Origin of the sequence: Filimonas effusa, assembly GCF_004118675.1 — a bacterium.
GTDB lineage: Bacteria > Bacteroidota > Bacteroidia > Chitinophagales > Chitinophagaceae > Filimonas > Filimonas effusa.
Map to the genome: position 1 here is coordinate 260,608 of NZ_SDHZ01000004.1, position 18,979 is coordinate 279,586.

General features: G+C 45.4%; 28 protein-coding genes. 26 read left to right on the forward strand and 2 right to left on the reverse strand.

Annotated features, from left to right (window positions below; genetic code table 11):
• The first annotated feature begins 12 nt into the window (after positions 1-12).
• The 24 genes from rpsJ (at position 13) to ESB13_RS20840 (ending at position 14,036) form a co-directional block, all read left to right on the forward strand.
• Positions 13-318 carry a 30S ribosomal protein S10 gene (gene rpsJ, locus ESB13_RS20725; protein ID WP_129005613.1) on the forward strand — a complete coding sequence of 102 codons (306 nt, stop codon included), beginning with the start codon at positions 13-15 and terminating at the stop codon, positions 316-318.
• A 352-nt stretch (positions 319-670) separates the two neighbouring features.
• Entirely contained in the window at positions 671-1,288 is a 618-nt protein-coding gene (rplC, locus tag ESB13_RS20730; protein ID WP_129005614.1) for a 50S ribosomal protein L3, read from the forward strand.
• A gap of 16 nt (positions 1,289-1,304) precedes the next feature.
• A complete protein-coding gene (gene rplD, locus ESB13_RS20735) occupies positions 1,305-1,943 on the forward strand; it encodes a 50S ribosomal protein L4 (RefSeq protein ID WP_129005615.1) in 639 nt (212 codons plus the stop codon).
• 29 nt (positions 1,944-1,972) lie between these two features.
• Positions 1,973-2,272 (forward strand): 50S ribosomal protein L23, encoded by a 300-nt coding sequence (rplW, locus tag ESB13_RS20740; RefSeq protein ID WP_129005616.1) that lies wholly within the window; start codon positions 1,973-1,975, stop codon positions 2,270-2,272.
• A gap of 57 nt (positions 2,273-2,329) precedes the next feature.
• Complete coding sequence (gene rplB, locus ESB13_RS20745) at positions 2,330-3,169, forward strand: 50S ribosomal protein L2 (protein ID WP_129005617.1); 840 nt, start codon at positions 2,330-2,332, stop codon at positions 3,167-3,169.
• A 61-nt stretch (positions 3,170-3,230) separates the two neighbouring features.
• Positions 3,231-3,500: a 30S ribosomal protein S19 gene (rpsS, locus tag ESB13_RS20750; protein ID WP_129005618.1), complete on the forward strand. Its 270-nt coding sequence runs from the start codon at positions 3,231-3,233 to the stop codon at positions 3,498-3,500.
• A 24-nt stretch (positions 3,501-3,524) separates the two neighbouring features.
• Positions 3,525-3,869 carry a 50S ribosomal protein L22 gene (gene rplV / locus ESB13_RS20755; protein WP_129005619.1) on the forward strand — a complete coding sequence of 115 codons (345 nt, stop codon included), beginning with the start codon at positions 3,525-3,527 and terminating at the stop codon, positions 3,867-3,869.
• Between the two features lie 21 nt (positions 3,870-3,890).
• Positions 3,891-4,691: a 30S ribosomal protein S3 gene (rpsC, locus tag ESB13_RS20760; protein WP_129005620.1), complete on the forward strand. Its 801-nt coding sequence runs from the start codon at positions 3,891-3,893 to the stop codon at positions 4,689-4,691.
• Between the two features lie 78 nt (positions 4,692-4,769).
• Complete coding sequence (rplP, locus tag ESB13_RS20765) at positions 4,770-5,189, forward strand: 50S ribosomal protein L16 (RefSeq protein ID WP_129005621.1); 420 nt, start codon at positions 4,770-4,772, stop codon at positions 5,187-5,189.
• An 18-nt stretch (positions 5,190-5,207) separates the two neighbouring features.
• Positions 5,208-5,417 carry a 50S ribosomal protein L29 gene (rpmC, locus tag ESB13_RS20770; RefSeq protein WP_129005622.1) on the forward strand — a complete coding sequence of 70 codons (210 nt, stop codon included), beginning with the start codon at positions 5,208-5,210 and terminating at the stop codon, positions 5,415-5,417.
• 83 nt (positions 5,418-5,500) lie between these two features.
• Positions 5,501-5,758: a 30S ribosomal protein S17 gene (gene rpsQ / locus ESB13_RS20775; protein WP_129005623.1), complete on the forward strand. Its 258-nt coding sequence runs from the start codon at positions 5,501-5,503 to the stop codon at positions 5,756-5,758.
• Positions 5,759-5,874: 116 nt separating this feature from the next.
• Positions 5,875-6,243: a 50S ribosomal protein L14 gene (gene rplN, locus ESB13_RS20780; RefSeq protein WP_076379459.1), complete on the forward strand. Its 369-nt coding sequence runs from the start codon at positions 5,875-5,877 to the stop codon at positions 6,241-6,243.
• Between the two features lie 110 nt (positions 6,244-6,353).
• Complete coding sequence (gene rplX, locus ESB13_RS20785) at positions 6,354-6,692, forward strand: 50S ribosomal protein L24 (RefSeq protein ID WP_129005624.1); 339 nt, start codon at positions 6,354-6,356, stop codon at positions 6,690-6,692.
• Positions 6,692-7,267 carry a 50S ribosomal protein L5 gene (rplE, locus tag ESB13_RS20790; protein WP_129005625.1) on the forward strand — a complete coding sequence of 192 codons (576 nt, stop codon included), beginning with the start codon at positions 6,692-6,694 and terminating at the stop codon, positions 7,265-7,267. Before rplX ends, rplE begins: the two co-directional genes overlap by 1 nt.
• A gap of 6 nt (positions 7,268-7,273) precedes the next feature.
• Positions 7,274-7,543 (forward strand): 30S ribosomal protein S14, encoded by a 270-nt coding sequence (gene rpsN, locus ESB13_RS20795; RefSeq protein ID WP_129005626.1) that lies wholly within the window; start codon positions 7,274-7,276, stop codon positions 7,541-7,543.
• Between the two features lie 48 nt (positions 7,544-7,591).
• On the forward strand, positions 7,592-7,990 hold the full coding sequence (gene rpsH, locus ESB13_RS20800) for a 30S ribosomal protein S8 (protein WP_129005627.1): 399 nt from the start codon (positions 7,592-7,594) through the stop codon (positions 7,988-7,990).
• Between the two features lie 119 nt (positions 7,991-8,109).
• Entirely contained in the window at positions 8,110-8,664 is a 555-nt protein-coding gene (gene rplF / locus ESB13_RS20805; RefSeq protein ID WP_129005628.1) for a 50S ribosomal protein L6, read from the forward strand.
• A gap of 106 nt (positions 8,665-8,770) precedes the next feature.
• Positions 8,771-9,127: a 50S ribosomal protein L18 gene (rplR, locus tag ESB13_RS20810; RefSeq protein ID WP_129005629.1), complete on the forward strand. Its 357-nt coding sequence runs from the start codon at positions 8,771-8,773 to the stop codon at positions 9,125-9,127.
• A gap of 31 nt (positions 9,128-9,158) precedes the next feature.
• Positions 9,159-9,680, forward strand: coding sequence for a 30S ribosomal protein S5 (gene rpsE / locus ESB13_RS20815; RefSeq protein WP_129005630.1), 522 nt, complete (start codon positions 9,159-9,161; stop codon positions 9,678-9,680).
• Positions 9,681-9,683: 3 nt separating this feature from the next.
• Positions 9,684-9,863 (forward strand): 50S ribosomal protein L30, encoded by a 180-nt coding sequence (rpmD, locus tag ESB13_RS20820; RefSeq protein WP_129005631.1) that lies wholly within the window; start codon positions 9,684-9,686, stop codon positions 9,861-9,863.
• A gap of 48 nt (positions 9,864-9,911) precedes the next feature.
• Complete coding sequence (rplO, locus tag ESB13_RS20825) at positions 9,912-10,361, forward strand: 50S ribosomal protein L15 (protein ID WP_129005632.1); 450 nt, start codon at positions 9,912-9,914, stop codon at positions 10,359-10,361.
• A gap of 80 nt (positions 10,362-10,441) precedes the next feature.
• The gene (gene secY, locus ESB13_RS20830) at positions 10,442-11,788 is read left to right on the forward strand and encodes a preprotein translocase subunit SecY (protein WP_129005633.1); all 1,347 of its coding nucleotides are present in this window, start codon (positions 10,442-10,444) and stop codon (positions 11,786-11,788) included.
• Positions 11,789-11,859: 71 nt separating this feature from the next.
• The gene (gene map / locus ESB13_RS20835) at positions 11,860-12,687 is read left to right on the forward strand and encodes a type I methionyl aminopeptidase (RefSeq protein ID WP_246022640.1); all 828 of its coding nucleotides are present in this window, start codon (positions 11,860-11,862) and stop codon (positions 12,685-12,687) included.
• 110 nt (positions 12,688-12,797) lie between these two features.
• Complete coding sequence (locus ESB13_RS20840) at positions 12,798-14,036, forward strand: BaiN/RdsA family NAD(P)/FAD-dependent oxidoreductase (RefSeq protein ID WP_129005634.1); 1,239 nt, start codon at positions 12,798-12,800, stop codon at positions 14,034-14,036.
• 40 nt (positions 14,037-14,076) lie between these two features.
• On the opposite strand, the gene ESB13_RS20845 is transcribed toward ESB13_RS20840, so the two are convergent.
• The gene (locus ESB13_RS20845; protein WP_129005635.1) at positions 14,077-14,349 is read right to left on the reverse strand and encodes a hypothetical protein; all 273 of its coding nucleotides are present in this window, start codon (positions 14,347-14,349) and stop codon (positions 14,077-14,079) included.
• A gap of 155 nt (positions 14,350-14,504) precedes the next feature.
• Here ESB13_RS20845 and rpsA point away from each other — a divergent pair, with 155 nt between their 5' ends.
• Positions 14,505-16,403, forward strand: coding sequence for a 30S ribosomal protein S1 (gene rpsA / locus ESB13_RS20850; RefSeq protein ID WP_129005636.1), 1,899 nt, complete (start codon positions 14,505-14,507; stop codon positions 16,401-16,403).
• A gap of 86 nt (positions 16,404-16,489) precedes the next feature.
• The gene (locus ESB13_RS20855; RefSeq protein WP_129005637.1) at positions 16,490-17,806 is read left to right on the forward strand and encodes a cryptochrome/photolyase family protein; all 1,317 of its coding nucleotides are present in this window, start codon (positions 16,490-16,492) and stop codon (positions 17,804-17,806) included.
• Between the two features lie 251 nt (positions 17,807-18,057).
• Here the strand turns inward: ESB13_RS20855 and ESB13_RS20860 are convergent, their stop codons facing one another.
• Positions 18,058-18,897 (reverse strand): 1,4-dihydroxy-6-naphthoate synthase, encoded by an 840-nt coding sequence (locus tag ESB13_RS20860; RefSeq protein ID WP_129005638.1) that lies wholly within the window; start codon positions 18,895-18,897, stop codon positions 18,058-18,060.
• Positions 18,898-18,979: the final 82 nt, after the last annotated feature.

Sequence of the window (18,979 nt, forward strand, 5' to 3'; positions counted from 1 at the left end):
TGGGTTAAGGTTATGTCGCAAAGAATCAGAATTAAATTACAGTCATACGATCACAGCCTGGTTGATAAATCAGCTGAGAAAATCGTGAAAACAGTTCGTAGTACAGGTGCAGTAGTAACAGGTCCTATTCCTTTACCTACTCATAAAAAAATATTCACTGTTCTGCGTTCACCCCACGTGAATAAAAAGAGCCGTGAGCAGTTCCAACTGTGTACACACAAGCGTTTACTCGACATTTACACTTCTTCTTCCAGAACTGTAGATGCACTGAGCAAACTCGATCTGCCTTCTGGTGTAGAAGTAGAGATCAAAGCGTGATAGATTGATTTCGAGCGATATTTGGTTCTTTTAGTAAAAATAAAAACCCCATCTCCCAACCTGTCAAAAGAGAAAGGAGCTCTGGTTAAGATAGTTTAAATATAAACAAGCCCTTCGAGGTTTGTTTACCTCCGGTACTTCTACCAGCCGCCAAAGCTAAAGCAAAGGCGGTCATCTAAAAAAGATGGCGGATACCACAGCAGCCAAAAGGGCTCCTCGATGGTCTCCGTTGAACAACAGAAAAGGTCGGTGGCGAACAAAGGATTGAACCCTTTTCGAATCTGCTCAGGGTTAAGAGAGCAGCAAACAAAAGGGATGTCCTTCCAACCTTGCGGGGCATAAACCGCAACAAATGAAAGGAATTATTGGAAAAAAAATCGGGATGACCAGCATCTTCAGCCCCGATGGCAAGCAAACTGCTTGTACTATCATCGAAGCTGGTCCCTGCGTAGTAACCCAGGTTAAATCTCAGGACACTGATGGTTACACTGCATTACAGTTAGCTTTTGGCGACAAAAAAGAAAAACACGCTACCAAGGGCGATATCAATCACTTCTCTAAAGCCCAAACTGCACCCAAGCAGTTCGTTAAAGAATTCCGCGATTATTCTCTGGATAAAAATTTAGGCGAAACTATCACTGTCGACATCTTCGCAGAAGGCGAAACCGTTGATGTAGTTGGTACATCAAAAGGTAAAGGCTTCCAGGGCGTTGTTAAACGTCACGGATTCTCTGGTGTTGGCGAACAATCTCACGGCCAGCACGACCGTCAGCGCGCTCCAGGTTCTATCGGTGGTTCATCTTATCCTTCCCGCGTTTTCAAAGGAATGAGGATGGCTGGCCGTATGGGTGGCGACAGGGTGAAAGTTAAAGGCCTCAAAGTGGTTAAAATCTTCGCCGACAAAAACTACATCCTGGTAACTGGTTCTGTTCCCGGACATAACGGTTCCATCGTTTTAATCCAGAAATAAATTTAACTGAAGTACGATGCAAGTAGAAGTATTAAATACAAAAGGACAAAAAACCGGTAGGTCTGTTGAGTTACCGGACGATATATTCGGTGCAGAACCTAATGACCACGTTCTTTACCTCGCAGTTAAGCAATACCTGGCAGCTCAGCGTCAGGGTACTCATAAAGTAAAAACCCGTGCCGAAGTACATGGCGCAAGCCGTAAACTTCACCGTCAAAAAGGTACCGGTGGATCCCGTAAAGGTAATATCCGTAACCCTTTATATAAGGGCGGTGGTACCATCTTCGGACCTAAACCACACGGTTATGGCTTTAAACTGAACAAGAAAGTGAAAGACCTCGCTAAGATCTCTGCTCTTTCTTACAAAGCGAAAGACAACGCTATCGTGGTTGTTGAAGAAATGAACTTCGACGCCCCAAAAACAAAACAATTCGCTGAAACCCTGAAGAGCCTCAACGTGGCTGGTAAGAAAACCTTACTGGTACTGGCTGAGTACAACGACAACCTGTACCTGAGCCTCCGCAACATCTCTTCAGTGGGTAGCACCTTACTTACCGACATCAACACTTACGATATCGTAAATGCAGACGTACTGGTATTGACTGAGAATGCTGCTAAAGTGTTCACCGAGACAGAAACAGGTGTTGAAGCCTAGTAATTTTCAAATTCTCAAATTGAGATAAAATGAAACTGACAGAAGTTTTAGTAAAACCAATTTTAACAGAAAAAGCAAACGCTCAGCAGGAAAAACTTCGCAGGTATGCTTTCAAAGTAAACCGCAAAGCCAATAAGCTGGAAATCAAATCCGCTATAGAAGAATTCTACGGCGTTTCTGTAACTGAGGTTAACACGGTAGTAGTACCTGGTAAAAATAAAACCCGCTATACAAAAGCTGGCTTTATCAAAGGTGTGAAACCTGCCTATAAAAAGGCTTATGTAACTGTAGCGGAAGGCGAAACGATCGACCTGTACGCTAACATTTAAGAAGTAGTATGGCTGTCAAACGCCGCTAAGTATTGACTTTAAAAGAACTCAAAGAAAATGGCACTTAAGAAGTACAAACCAATGACCGCAGGCACCCGCTGGAGAATCGGCAATGCCTACGCTGAAATCACTACCAACGAGCCTGAAAAAAGCCTCCTGGAGCCTATCAGCAAAACCGGCGGTCGTAACGCGCAAGGTCGTCGTGCTATGCGCTACATCGGTGGTGGTAACAAAAAACACTACCGTATCATCGACTTCAAGCGTAACAAACGCGATATCGATGCAAAAGTTGTTTCTATCGAATACGATCCAAACCGTACAGCTTTTATTGCTTTGCTGCAATACGCTGATGGCGAAAAAAGATATATCCTGGCTCCCCAGGGCTTACAGGTTGGCGCTACCGTAGTAGCAGGCGACGCTGTTGCTCCGGAGATCGGTAACGCACTCATGATGAAGAATATGCCCCTCGGTACTATGATTCATAACATCGAACTGCAGCCTGGCCAGGGTGGTAAAATGGCTAGAAGCGCTGGCGCTTCTGCCCAGCTGGCGAACAAAGAAGAAAAATATGCAGTATTGAAAATGCCTTCCGGCGAACTGCGTAAAGTGCTCATCAACTGCTACGCTACTGTAGGTGTTACCTCTAACGGCGACCATAACCTCGAACGCGCTGGTAAAGCCGGTGTAAACCGTTGGAAAGGTATCCGCCCCCGTAACCGTGGTGTTGCAATGAACCCTGTCGATCACCCAATGGGTGGTGGTGAAGGTAAATCTTCAGGTGGTCACCCACGTAGCCGTACAGGTAAGTACGCTAAAGGTGAAGTTACCCGCAGCCGCACCAAGAGCTCTAATAAGATGATTATTCAGAGAAGGAACGGAAAGAAATTAGCTAAATAATATCATTGTTAAAATGGCCCCGGCCTGATAACCGGGGCAAATAAACAGACAAAAAACAACTATGGCTCGTTCAATTAAAAAAGGCCCTTACGTAGATAGCAAACTGGAAACAAAAGTTCTGGCTATCAACGAAGGAAAAGCGAAGAAAGGCGTTGTAAAAACCTGGAGTCGTCGCTCTACAATCACTCCTGATTTCGTAGGACACACTTTCGCGGTTCACAATGGCAACAAATTCATCCCTGTTTACGTAACAGAATTCATGGTAGGCCACAAATTAGGCGAATTCGCTCCTACCAGGAACTTTAGAGGTCACGCAGGAAGTAAAAAATAGTTGGTAAACGTATAATAAATAAAAATGGAAGCAGTAGCTAAATTAAATAATTACCCTACCGGACCACGTAAAATGCGTTTACTCGCTGATGTGATCCGTGGCATGCAAGTGGAAAAAGCACTTGCCACCCTGGAACACCACCCACAGCATAATGCCGTTCCTTTGGCAAAACTGCTGAAGAGTGCTATCAGCAACTGGGAACAAAAAAACAATGGTCAGAGTGCAGCCGACGCAGGCCTGATAGTGAAAACCGTATTTGTGGATGGTGGCCGTATCTTAAAACGTATGCGCCCAGCCCCTCAGGGCCGTGGCTACCGCGTACGTAAGCGTAGCAACCACGTAACTATCATTGTTGATTCAAATAATTAATAAAACCTATTAAACCATTATATGGGTCAGAAAGCAAATCCTATTGGTAACAGGTTAGGCATCATCCGCGGATGGGAGAGTAACTGGTATGGCAGCAAGAAAGACTATGCTACCAAGTTGATTGAAGATAACAAGATCAGGACTTACCTGAATGCGCGTATCAGCAAAGGCGGTATCGCTAAAATCGTTATCGAGCGTACATTGGGTAAACTGATTGTTACTATCCACACTTCTAAGCCTGGTATCATCATCGGTAAAGGCGGTAACGAAGTAGATCGTATCAAAGAAGAACTGAAAAAATTAACCGGTAAAGACGACGTTCAGATCAACATCCTGGAGATCCGTCGCCCTGAGCTGGACGCAACTATAGTTGGCGATACTATTGCCCGTCAGTTAGAAAACCGTATCAACTTCAAGCGTGCTATCAAAATGGCGATCGCTTCTACACTCCGTATGGGTGCTGAAGGTATCAAAGTGAAAGTTAGCGGCCGTTTAGGCGGTGCTGAGATTGCACGTTCTGAAGAATTCAAACAAGGTCGTACTCCGCTCCATACCTTCCGTATGGATATCGACTACGCTAACGTCTTCGCTCAAACAGTTTACGGAAAGATCGGTATTAAAGTATGGATCTGTAAAGGTGAAGTGTTAGGCAAACGCGAGCTCAACCCCAACTTCGTAGGTGGCAAAAATGACATGAACGACAGAAGGGAACATCGTGGTGATGACCGCAGAGACCATCGCGGTGACCGCAGAGATGATCGCAGAGGCGGTGGTGACCGTCGCGGCGGCGAAAGAAGAGGCGGCGGAGATAGGAGGAACTAGAATTTAAATTTTCTAATTGTCAAACGGTAGTTCCTCTTGACCATAAGAAACATTATTCACAAGAGAAATTAAGGCAAAATGTTACAGCCAAAAAGAACGAAACATAGGAAAATGCAGAAAGGACGCATTCGTGAAGTTGCCAAAAGAGGTAACTACATCGCGTTCGGTTCTTTCGCTTTAAAGGCGCTTGAGCCTATATGGTTAACTAACCGTCAGATCGAAGCCGCTCGTCAGTCAATGACGCGTGCTATGAAACGGGAAGGTAATGTGTGGATCCGCGTATTCCCCGACAAATCCGTTACCCGCAAACCACTTGAAGTGAGGATGGGTAAAGGTAAAGGTAACCCCGAATTCTGGGCTGCCGTAGTGGAACCAGGACGTATCCTGTTTGAGGTGGACGGTGTAAGCCAGGAAGTAGCTCAGGAAGCTATGTTATTAGCCTCTCAGAAGCTTCCCATTAAAACAAAATTTGTTGTAAGGCGCGACCTGCAAGCTTAATATCAAAAAGATACAGCAATGTCAAAAAGTATTGAATTCAATAAGAGCATTAAAGACCTGAGCGAATCAGATCTGAAAGCTCGTATCCAGGAAGATGAACTGCGCTTGAAGAAGCTCGAGTTTGCTCACGCGATCTCTCCGCTCGAGAATCCAATGAGTATCCGTAACCTCAGAAGGGATATTGCCCGTCTGAAAACTCAACTGGCGCAAAAAGCTGCAAAAGCTTAATAGCAAATCAATAACAACAAGCTCGAAGCTACATCCTGCCCTCCGGCAGCGGGGGCGGAGACAGAAAGCTAAAAAGAATAACAATGTCTGAAAGAAATTTGCGTAAAACAAGGACAGGGGTGGTTAGCAGTAACAAAATGACTAAAACCATTACTGTTGCTGTTGAAAGAAAAGTAAAACACCCTATCTACGGTAAGTTCGTAAAAAAAACTACCAAGTTTCATGCTCACGATGAAAAAAACGAAGCCACTATCGGCGATATCGTGAAAATCATGGAAACCCGTCCCCTCAGCAAAACTAAACGCTGGAGACTGGTAGAAATCGTAGAAAAAGCGAAATAAGGCACAACGCCTTCATGCTATGCAGTGCGCCTGCGGGGCATAGCCTCTGAACTAAACAATAATTTACCGGGAAACGGCCTGCCGCTACCGGAACAAACAGCTTAAAGCTAAATAAAATGATTCAGCAAGAAAGCAGACTCAATGTAGCTGATAATAGTGGAGCAAAAGAAGTACTCTGTATCAGGGTATTAGGCAACTCCGGCCAGGATTACGCCAAAATCGGAGACAAAATCGTTGTCACTGTAAAGGATGCGATCCCTGCAGGTGGTATTAAAAAAGGTACCGTTTCTAAAGCGGTTATCGTACGTACAACCAACAAATTACGCCGTAAAGACGGGTCTTATATCCGTTTCGACGACAACGCGGTGGTTTTATTGAACAACTCCGACGAACCTAGGGGTACCCGTATCTTCGGACCTGTGGCTAGAGAATTACGTGATAAGGGATATATGAAGATCATTTCCCTCGCACCCGAAGTATTATAGTAAGCGGGAAAAATTAGTTACCTTTGCGCCCCTTTCGATTCCCAAAGTTTCGGAACCCGGGCTAAACATAAAGAAGCAATCATAAAAGTTGACTTCATAAACATAAAAAAATGAGCAACAGATTTAAACCTAAATACAATATCAGAAAAGGCGACTCGGTTGTTGTGATCGCCGGTGATGATAAGGATTTAAAAAAGCCCCGTACGGTTCTGGAGGTTATCATCGATAAGGGCCGTGTAGTAGTAGAAGGGGTTAACATCATTACCAAACACACCAAACCTTCCGCACAAAACACGAAAGGTGGTATTGTAAAGAAGGAAGCGCCTATCAGCATCTCCAACGTGATGCTTTGGGACGCTAAAGCAGGTGCACCTTCTAAAGTGACCCGCAGCCGCGAAAATGGTAAATTAGTTCGAATCTTTAAAAAGTCCGGGGAGGCAGTTAAGTAATGAGTACTACAAAATACACTCCGAGATTGGCAGATAAGTACAAAAACGAAGTACTTCCTGCTTTAATGAAAAAATTTGCTTACAAAACTGTAATGCAAGCTCCTAAACTGGAGAAGATCTGTATTAACCGCGGCGTTAACGGCGCCGTTGCCGATAAGAAAATGGTGGATATCGCCATCGAAGAGTTAACAATGATCACAGGCCAGAAAGCAGTGGCTACTACCAGTAAAAAAGACATCTCTAACTTCAAACTGCGTAAAGGCATGCCTATCGGCGCCCGCGTTACGCTTCGTGGAGAAAAAATGTTTGAATTCCTGGATCGTTTGATCGCGGTTTCATTACCTCGTGTACGTGACTTCAAAGGTATCAGTGACAAGGCTTTCGACGGCCGTGGTAACTATACCTTGGGTGTTACCGAGCAAATCATTTTCCCTGAGATCGATATCGATAAAGTGAGCAAGATCACTGGTATGGATATCACTTTCGTAACTACTGCCGGTACCAACGAAGAAGCTTACGAATTACTCAAAGAAATGGGTATGCCGTTTAAAAACATTAAAAAGGATAACAACTAACATAATATGGCAAAAGAATCAGTAAAAGCCAGACAAAGGAAACGCGAAGCAATGGTAGCCAGGTATGCTGAAAAGCGTGCTGCCTTAAAAGCTGCCGGTGATTACGCTGCGCTGGATCAATTACCACGTAACGCTTCTCCAGTTCGTCTGAAGAACCGTTGCCAGTTAACAGGTCGTCCTAAAGGATATATCCGTTACTTCGGATTGTCCAGGGTTATATTCCGCGATATGGCCCTGAATGGTAAAATCCCAGGTGTTAAAAAAGCAAGCTGGTAATCCCATTCTGCATAATAATATTTTTAAAAGAAGCAACTCAACATAATTATGGTAACTGATCCTATAGCAGACTTCCTGACCAGGATTCGTAATGCGCAATTGGCGGGACACAGACTAGTAGAGATTCCTGCATCTAATCTCAAAAAACGTATGACTGAAATCCTCTACGATCAGGGTTATATCCTGAAGTACAAATTCGAGGACGACAGCAAGCAGGGTATTATCAAAATCGCTTTGAAATACGATCCTACCAGCAAACAACCTGCTATCCGTTCCCTCGAACGCGTAAGCCGTCCAGGTCTGCGTCAGTACGCTAAACCAGCTGAGTTTAAGCGCGTGATCAATGGTCTCGGTATCGCTATCGTCTCTACCTCTAAAGGGGTTATGACCGATAAACAAGCGAAAAACGAGAATGTAGGTGGTGAAGTCCTTTGCTATATCTACTAAAATACCCCAGGAGTACCCCTCCTGCAACACAAACGGTTTTAAACAGTCCCCGATACATTAAGCTGCACATACACGGCTGACCGGTTGGGGATAATATATCATAAATAAAATACTATTGTATGTCTCGCGTAGGTAAAAAACCAATTGCTGTTCCTGCCGGTGTTACGATCACCGTTGGTAAAGACAATGTGGTAGCTGTTAAAGGTCCCAAAGGCGAATTGAAACAAGCCGTTGACAGGGATATCCTGATCGAAGTAAAAGATGGCATCTTAACAATTGGCCGTCCTACTGACCAAATCCGTCACAAAGCACTCCACGGCTTATACCGTGCACTGCTCGCAAACCTCGTAAAAGGTGTGACCGAAGGCTACAAAAAAGACCTCGAACTGGTGGGTGTGGGTTATAAAGCAGCAAACCAGGGCAATACCCTCGACCTGTCTTTAGGTTACTCTCACAATATCATCTTCGAAATCCCTTCAGAATTAAAGGTGACTACCTTAACCGAAAAAGGTCAGAACCCTAAGATCTTCCTGGAAGGCATCGACAAACAATTACTCGGCGCTGTAGCTGCTAAAATCCGCAGCCTGCGTAAACCAGAACCGTACAAAGGTAAAGGTGTTAAATACAGTGGTGAATTCATCCGTCGTAAGGCTGGTAAAGCTGCTGGTAAATAATATATCTGATTATGTAAGGTTTGGCATTCTTATGCTAAACCTTACATTTCATCTAAATGTTAAACGTTGCTTTCCGGCAGTATCGGAAAGTGCTAAATAAAGAACAATGAGCAACGCTAAAGTTGTAAGAAGACAAAAGATCCGTTACAGAATTCGTAAGAAAGTAGCGGGTACTCCTACCAAGCCAAGGCTGTCAGTGTTTCGCAGCAACAGCGATACTTACCTGCAATTGATCGATGATGAAAACGGTAAAACACTGGTTTCTGCATCTACAAAAGACAAAGATATCGCCGCGCAAAAAGTAACTAAATCTGAAAAATCTAAACTCGCTGGTGCAGCCGTTGGCCGCAAAGCAATCGAATTAGGTCTTCAGACTGTTATCTTCGACCGTAATGGTTACCTGTATCATGGCCGCGTAAAAGCTGCTGCTGAAGGTGCCCGCGAAGCTGGTCTTCAATTTTAATCAAACTAGTACATCGTATAAATCGATATAAATGTCTAAAGTAAACGTAAATAAGGTTAAAGCTGCCGGTGACGTTGAATTAAAGGAGAAAGTGGTTGCTATTAACCGTGTGGTAAAAACAACCAAAGGTGGCCGTACTTTCAGCTTTTCAGCGTTAGTTGTGGTAGGTAACGAAAACGGTATCGTGGGTCAGGGCCTCGGTAAAGCAAAAGAAGTTCAGGAAGCTATTACCAAAGGCATTGAAGATGCTAAAAAGAACCTGGTGAAAGTTCCTATCATGCACGGTACTATTCCTCACGACCAGTTAGGTAAAGAAGGCGCCGCTAAAGTGCTTATCAAACCTGCTGCACATGGTACTGGTGTAATCGCCGGTGGTAGCATGCGTTCCGTTCTAGAAAGCGCTGGTGTTACCGACGTATTGGCTAAAAGCCTTGGTTCCGCTAACCCACACAACGTGGTGAAAGCTACTATCAAAGCCCTGACATTATTACGTGAGCCTGTAGCGGTTGCTAAAAACCGTACCTTACAATTAAAGAAAGTTTTTAACGGATAGTCCATGAAGAAGATCAAAATAACACTGGTTAAAAGTGCCATCGACAGACCTCAGCGCCAGAAGTTGACTTTGCAGGCTTTAGGCTTGAATAAGCTGAACTCCTTCAAAGAAGTAGAAGCTACGCCTCAGATCCTGGGCATGGTTACTAAAGTGAATCACCTGGTAAAGGTTGAAGAAATCTAATTTAATTAAGCGAGGGGAGATTCCCCGTAAGTAAAAATCAACAGTAAGATGAAACTGCACAATTTAAAACCAGCAGAAGGTGCTACGCACAAAGAAAAACGTTTAGGCCGCGGTGAAGCTTCCGGTAAAGGTGGTACTTCTACCAAAGGTAACAAAGGTAGCCAGAGCCGTGCCGGTTATCAACGCAAAAACGCACACGAAGGCGGTCAGATGCCTATCCAGCGTCGCGTTCCAAAACGTGGTTTTAAAAATAACAACCGCATCGAGTATAAAGTATTTAACCTGGGCCAGATCGACCAGCTGGTTGAAAAATACGGTATCACTGAATTCAGCATGGAGAACCTGTACATGAATGGACTGGTTAACCGTACCGACAATGTTAAAGTATTGGGCCACGGTGAGTTAAAATCCAAACTGACCTTCAAAGTAAGCGCTATCAGCGAAAAAGCAAAAGCAGCAATTGAAGCGGCAGGTGGATCAGTTGAAGTTTTGAACTAAATTTTAACGATATTTGTCAGACGCATCTACGGGTGCGTCTTTTTTGGTTTTGATGCTATCATTTATTTAACTGTAGTTCAGTGAAAAAATTCGTTCAGTCTTTAAAGAACATCTGGAGCATTGATGAGTTACGTAGTAAAATACTGGTAACCTTAGGGCTCATTCTGGTTTACAGGATCGGAACCCAGATAGTGTTACCTGGTATTAATCCTCACTTGCTGGAGGCTGCCAAAGCAAACGCCGGTAAAAACGGTTTACTTGGCTTGTTCGACATGTTCGCAGGTGGTGCATTTTCTCAGGCCTCTATCCTTGCCTTAGGTATCATGCCTTACATCTCTGCCTCTATCTTCATGCAGCTGATGACCATCCTCGTTCCCCAATTACAAAAAGTTCAGAAGGAAGGAGAAAGCGGTCGCAAGAAAATCAACCAGTGGACACGTTACCTTACTGTTATCGTTACTGTTTTCCAGGCAGGTGCTTACGTAGCCTACCTGAAAAGCCCCGGTTATAAAGAGGCTATCATCCCTGCTTACCAAAGTTTCTTCTTTATCAGTACGTTGATCGTATTGACTTCAGGTACTTTGTTTGTGATGTGGCTGGGCGAAAAAATTCAGGATAAAGGTCTTGGTAACGGTACCTCTATCATCATCATGGTAGGTATCCTCGCCCGCTTCCCGCAGGCGATCATCCAGGAATTCGGCGCCAAACAGGCAAAAGGCGGCGGCGGATTGTTGATCTTCCTCGTTGAAACCGCTATCCTCATCGCTATTATCATGGGCCTCATCATCCTTATACAGGGTGTTCGTAAAGTCCCTGTTAACTACGCCAAACAGATCATCGGTAACAGGCAGTTCGGCGGAGCACGCCAGTTCCTGCCACTGAAAGTTAACGCCGCAGGTGTAATGCCTATCATCTTTGCTCAGGCCATTATGTTCCTGCCTACGCTGTTCTCTTTCACCAACCTCGACTCTACCAAAGGCATCGTTCGTATCTTCAACGACCACAGCAATGCCTGGTATATGGTGATCTACGCTGTAATGGTGATCGGTTTCACATTCCTTTATACTGCATTGATCTTCAATCCTAAACAAATGAGCGAAGACCTCAAACGCAATAATGGTTTCATCCCCGGCGTTAAACCCGGTCAGCCTACTGCCGATTATATCGGCTCTATCATGGATAAGATCACCTTACCAGGTGCAGTCTTCCTGGCACTGATCGGTATTTTACCCGGCTTCGCACAACGCGTAGGTGTTACCCAACAGTTTAGCGCCTTCTTCGGGGGTACTTCACTCCTCATCATGGTTGGTGTTGTCCTCGACACATTACAGCAGATCGAAACGCATCTGCTCATGCGTCAGTACGACGGCCTGATGAAAGGTGGACGCTTACAAGGCCGCCAAACAACAGCAACAGCCAGTTACTAGTACTAATTATAAATAGCTTTATTAGGTAACCTGTTGGGCTTTTGCTTAACAGGTTCCTTTTTTTAAGGATAATGAGTAGGAGATATAATATGATCATTCAAAAGACAGATGCAGAAATTGCTATCATGAAAACAAATGCCACGCTGGTAAGCCAGCTGCTGGCAGAGGTCGCTAAAGTATTGAAGCCGGGTATGACTACCCTGCAGATCGATGCACTATGCAAAACCTTTATCATGGACCAGAAAGGGGTGCCTACTTTTTTAAACTTTCACGGTTATCCCTTCACCATCTGCGCCTCAGTGAACGACGTCGTGGTACACGGATTCCCTAACGAAAAAGAACTGAAAGACGGAGATATCGTATCTATCGACGTCGGCATTACACGCGACGGTTACGTCGGCGAACACGCCTACTCTTTTATCCTCGGTGAAGTGAGCGACGAAATTTCTCAGCTGGTAAAAGTGACAAAAGAAGCACTTTACAAGGGAATTGAACAGGCTATAGCAGGCAACCGCGTTGGCGACATCGCCTTTGCTATACAACAGCATACCGAAAAAAAATACGGTTATGGCGTGGTAAGAGAACTGGTAGGACATGGATTAGGCAAAACAATGCACGAAGATCCGCAGGTGCCCAATTATGGCAGACGAGGCACCGGCACAAAACTCAACGAAAACGTAGTGCTGGCTATCGAACCCATGATCAATATGGGTAAAAAGGAAGTCTATACAGAAGAGGATGGCTGGACAATACGTACTGCCGACGGTTTACCTTCAGTTCACTTCGAACACGATGTATGTGTCAAAAAAGGCAAAGCACTGATCTTATCCGATTACAGCCTTATCGAGGCCGCTGAAAAAACGAATTCTAATCTTAATATAGCCTACCAGCTGGCATAATACCGGTTGATCGGGGCAAAACCCGGGGCCATACCGCAAACCCTGCTTGCCTGTCGGATAGCAGGGTTTATTGTGTAATAGATTAAAGACAGGACAAAGCAGGTTAACAAATGGCAAAAATACTGGTCGTGATAGGAGGGGGAGCAGCAGGCTTTTTCTGTGCGGTGAATGCAGCACGGCAGAACCCGCAGCTCCGGGTAGTGATCCTGGAAAAAACAGGTAAATTATTATCAAAGGTGAAAGTAAGCGGAGGCGGCAGATGTAATGTAACCCATTCCTGCTTCGATATTCCCGAACTGGTACAGCGTTATCCACGCGGCCAGCATTTCCTCAAAAAAGCTTTACACTGGTTTGGCCCCTCCGATACCATTTCATGGTTTGCCGAAAGAGGAGTAAAACTAAAAGCAGAGGCCGACGGCCGCATGTTCCCCATAACAGATAGCGCTCAAACAATTATTGATTGCCTGCTAAAAGAAGCAGATACCTATAAGGTTGAAATAAAACTAAACCATGAGGTCACGGGAATCACACAAAACGGAGATGCCTTCGAACTATCCCTCGGCGGCGACAAGCCCGCTGTAAAGGCTGATTTCTTATGTATTGCATGTGGAGGTTACCCTAAAACAGCACAATTCAACTGGCTTTTGCAGTCAGGGCACCATATAGAACCACCGGTTCCGTCCCTTTTTACATTCAACATGCCCGGTAACCCCATTACCTCTCTGATGGGCGTAAGTGTACCTATGGCACAGGTAAAGGTAACAGGAACCAAAATGGTTCAGGAAGGCCCCCTGCTTATTACCCATTGGGGAATGAGTGGTCCCGTTATATTACGTACCTCGGCATGGGGAGCACGCCTGCTGGCGGAGAAAGACTATCGCTTTAGCATACAGGTAAACTGGCTCTATCCTGAATATGCTAATGAACAAAGCCTGAGAAACGCCTGGCCCGATCTGAGGAGCCGCCTCGCAGGTCAGGCATTGGGTAATAAAAATCCGTTTCAGTTGCCGGCACGCCTATGGGCCTACCTGTTACAACAGGCTGGCATCCAGGAGCAAACCCGCTGGGGCGACCTGGCAGCAAAATTGCAGAACAGGCTGATTCAACTGCTCACAACGCAATCCTTTGATATACACGGAAAAACAACTTTTAAAGAGGAATTTGTTACCTGTGGCGGCATTCAGCTGTCCGAAATAGAAGCGAATACAATGCAAAGCCGCCTGGTACCCAACCTGTTTTTTGCCGGCGAAATCATGGACGTCGATGGCGTCACCGGTGGCTTCAATTTCCAGCATGCCTGGTGCAGTGGTTGGGTAGCCGCTAAAGCCATTGCAGAAAAACAGGGCTGACTATTAGTATCCGTTATGTGCTAATAATCAGCCCTCTATGCTAACTTTTAGCTTTGTTGGCTTTGTAACGTTTATCGGGTGTGCCATCTTTTTTCAACGGGCCGGCCGCCTTTTCCTTCGCAGCCTTATTTTCTTTATACCGCATATCCGGTGTTCCATCCTTTTTAGTAGGACTGCTGGCCTTCGCCTTGGCCGCTGTACTATCGGTTTTTACTTTGGCAGTGGTTGCCTTCTTCTTGGCTGGAGCCGTTTGGGCAAAAATGCCGCCTTGCAGCAGAAAGCTGGCAAGGAAAATCAACAGGAATCTTTTCATAAAGGAGCATTTATTTTAGAAAGAAAAATTACCAATAAAAAACCTCGGAAAATAGAGCGGCCGATGAAAATTGCCTTAAATATCACGATACGCCTGATTCCGGGAAAAATGGTTACCTTTGCCTCCCCGAAATCAAATCCCTTCGGGAATATTGTATGTTTCAGAATTTAATTGTTAAACATTTAAACGCAGATGCACAGGAGGGTGAAGCTTCAGCTGAACAGCCTACTGCGACAACAAACGCACCTGTTGCTGAGCCCGTTGCTCCTGCAACTGCTCACGACGACTTCGATTGGAGTATCGACAAACGTAATGTTGCGCATTACTCTGCAGAAGAAAAAAACAAATACGACAAAGTGTATGAAAACACTTTCGTTGCTATTGAAGATGGCGAGATCGTAAACGGCGCTATCGTTGCTTTAACTAAAACTGATGCTGTTATCAACATCGGATTTAAAAGCGATGGTCTGATCTCTCTCAACGAATTCCGTGACCTCCAGAATGTTGCCGTAGGTGACACTGTTGAAGTGATGGTAGTTGAAAAAGAAGACAGGCAAGGTCACTTACACCTCAGCCGCAAACAAGCTCGTATCCACCGCGCATGGGAAAGAATTGTGGAAGTGCACAAAACTGGCGAAGTGGTTACTGGTACTGTTACCAGCAAAACTAAAGGCGGTCTTATCGTTGACGTATTTGGTATGGAAACATTCTTGCCAGGTTCTCAGATCGACGTTAAACCCGTTACCGATTACGATCAGTTTGTTAACAAAACCATGGAATTCAAAGTGGTTAAAGTTAACGAAGCAATCAAAAACGCGGTCGTTTCTCACAAAGCACTTATCGAAAGCGATATCGAAGCACAACGTGCCGAAATCATCAGCAAACTCGAAAAAGGCCAGGTGCTGGAAGGTACCGTTAAGAACATCACTGACTTCGGTGCGTTCATGGATCTCGGCGGTCTCGACGGTCTGCTGTACATCACCGACATCAGCTGGGGACGTATCTCTCACCCGGGTGAGGTGCTGAAACTCGACCAGAAACTGAACGTGGTGGTGCTCGATTTCGACGACGACAAACGCAGAATCAGCCTCGGTCTCAAACAATTAACGCCTCACCCATGGGACGTGCTGCCTGAGTGGATCCACGAAGGCGCTACCGTGAAAGGTAAAGTAGTTAATATCGAAGACTACGGTGCATTCCTCGAAATTCAACCTGGTGTTGAAGGTCTCGTTCACGTAAGCGAAATTACCTGGGCTAACACGCCAATCAATGCGAAAGAGTTCTTCAAACTGAACAATGAGCATGAAGCGAAAGTGGTTACCCTTGATAAAGAAGCACGCAAAATGAGCCTTTCTATCAAACAACTCACTGAAGATCCTTGGAGCACTATCGAAACTAGGTTCCCTGAAGGAAGCAAACACCAGGGCCTCGTTAAAAACATCACTCCTTACGGCGTGTTTGTTGAACTCGAAGCTGGTATCGGTGGTATGATCCACATCAGCGACCTGAGCTGGCTCAAACGTTTCAACCATCCTTCCGAGTACACGAAAGTGGGCGAACATATCGACGTTATCATCCTGAGCATCGATAAAGAAAACCGCAAACTGCAACTGGGACACAAACAACTGGAAGAAGATCCTTGGAATGCCCTGGAAGACACTTTCGCAGTAGGTTCTATCCACGAAGGTACTGTTACCCGTAAAGATGAGAAAGGTGCTATCGTTCAACTGCCTTACGGTCTCGAAGGTTTCGCGCCTAACCGTCACCTGGCAAAAGAAGACGGTAAAACCGTTAACGCCGACGAAACTGCTCAATTCGTAGTGATCGAATTCGACCGCAACGAAAAACGCATCGTAGTAAGCCACGCGCGCATCTGGGAACAAGTAGCCGCTGATGAAAAAGAAGCTGCTAAGAAAGAAGCAAGAGCAGAAGCCGATAAAACCAAGAAAGCCGTTAAAACCCTTCAGGGTAAAGTAGAAAAAGCTACTTTAGGTGATCTCGGTGCACTCGCTCAGATCAAAGAAAAACTGAAGAAAGAAGAAGATAACGGATAATCCTTATCACACTTTCTTTAATTGATATAGCCTCCCGGTGAACGCCGGGAGGCTTTTTTTGTCTATGTTAGCATAAATACCCGACTATGCCGTTACCCCAGGTGAACATTATATGGTTCAGAAGAGACCTGCGTCTGACCGACAATGCCGCATTGTACCATGCCCTGAAAGCAGAACTGCCCGTGGTGCCGGTCTTCATTTTTGATACCAATATCCTCAACGACCTGCAGGATAAACAAGATAAACGGGTAACATTCATTTACCACGCCCTGCAGCACATGCAGGAACAACTTGAAAAGCTGAACAGCAGCCTGGAAGTCTATCACGGCACCCCGGAAGAAGTTTACCGCAAGCTGTTGAAGAAATACCAGGTAGAAGCGGTATATACCAACAGGGATTACGAACAATACGCCATTGATAGGGATGTGATGATAGCAGAACTGCTTACTCAAAATGGCGCAGCCTTCCGCTCCTATAAAGACCAGGTGATCTTTGAATACAAAGAAGTGGAAAAAGACGATGGCCTTCCCTATACTGTCTTTACACCCTACAGCCGCAAATGGAAATCGACGCTCAACGATTTTTACCTGTCTTCTTACCCTGCCAGAAAATATTATAGGTCATTCTACCAGCAGAAGCCGGTAACTTTCCCTTCACTGGAAAAAATGGGATTTAAAGAAGCAGGACTTGACTTCCCCGGCAACGCCATGGATGGTCACTTGATAGAACAGTACGACCGTACCCGCGACTATCCCGGCATTAATGGAACCAGCAGACTGGGTATTCATCTGCGCTTCGGTACAATCAGCATCCGCACACTGGCCCGCAAGGCCAATCACAAGAACGAAACCTTCCTCAACGAACTCATATGGCGCGATTTCTACCACATGATCCTTTCCCGTTTTGCCCATGTAAGAGCAGGAAATTCGTTCCGCGAGGAATATGACAATATCCGCTGGCGTAATAATGATAAAGAATTTGAACGCTGGTGTAAGGGCCAAACAGGCTATCCTATCGTCGACGCAGGCATGAGAGAGCTGAATACCACCGGCTTCATGCACAACCGCGTACGCATGATCACCGCCTCTTTTCTTACCAAACACCTGCTCATCGACTGGCGTTGGGGCGAAGCCTATTTCGCCGAAAAGCTCCTGGATTATGATTATGCCGCCAACAACGGCGGATGGCAATGGGCAGCAGGATCAGGCTGTGATGCCGCGCCTTATTTCCGCGTCTTTAATCCCACCCTGCAAACCCAGCGTTTCGATAAAGATTTGACTTATATCCGTAAATGGGTCCCTGAATTCGATACCCTCAATTATCCCGCTCCCATGGTAGTACATGAAGAAGCCAGGAAGCGGGCACTGGAAACCTACGCAAAAGCAGTAAAAAAGCAGGACTGACAAAATAGTTGTTGGGCTTCCAACTGAAAACGTTGTCTTTTAGAAATAAGCGGTTTTTCCTTGTTTGCAGGTTTGGGCTGCAAAAAAACGCATTAATATGCATCTTGTCCCTGATTTCTCAAAGCTTCTTCAAAGCATCCTTAAAGCATCTCTAAAGCTTCCTTAGAGCTATATGCAATAAAACCAGCAAAAACATGCAATTATGCTTCCTGACCTTTCTTTTCTGATGAACATCGATCCGTCGAAAGGCCTTAACCGCCGTCATGCAGCTTCCGGTAAACCTCGAGCAGGGTATTAACCGCCTTTTTCCCTTCTTCGCCAAGCGAAAGAGAGTAATTATTGACATAAAGATCTATATGTTGCCGCATCACGGCATCGCTCATCTCCTGGGCATTGGCACGAACATATTCCGATAATTGAAGATGCTGATGCCGGAAGCTGTATGCCAGGCTTTCCCGGATCAGCCGGTCTATCTGGCTTACCAGCGAAGCATCCAGGATATCTTTGGCTATAATGCCGCCCAGGGGAATGGGAGCGTGTGTAGTGGCTTCCCAGTATTCGCCAAGGTCAGCAACCTTATGCAAACCCTTTGTATGATAGGTGAACCTGTTTTCATGAATGATAACGCCGCCATCAACCTCACCGTTTAATACAGCGTCCTCTATTTCGTGAAACACCTTGAACGCCTTTCTCGTCGCATCGGGAAAAGCCAGTGAGAAAAGCATATGCGCTGTAGTATTCTTACCGGGAATGGCAATAACAGGCTCCTTACCATCTGAAGCCAATTGCTGAAAACGTTCCTGCAAGGTGGCGCCGCTAACAGGCTGTTTGCTGATCAGCAACGGCCCAACACCCTTACCCAGGGCGCCGCCGGCGTCAAGCAAAGTATATTTATCCATTACCAGCGGTAATACACCATAGCTGATCTTCGACACATCAAGCTTGCCTTCCATTGCCCATTCATTCAAAGTCTGTACGTCTGCCAGAACTGTTTCAAATTCAAGTCCGCCCGTATCGATCTTGCCATTTACCAGGGCATCGAAAATAAACGTATCGTTCGGGCAGGGGCTAAATCCAAGTGTCAGTTTCATATCCGGATATTTTGCTGTTCTTTAATTATTAATTGTTTACCCGTCCATCCATCCCTGCTTAAATAGCTGCCATCCATCACCC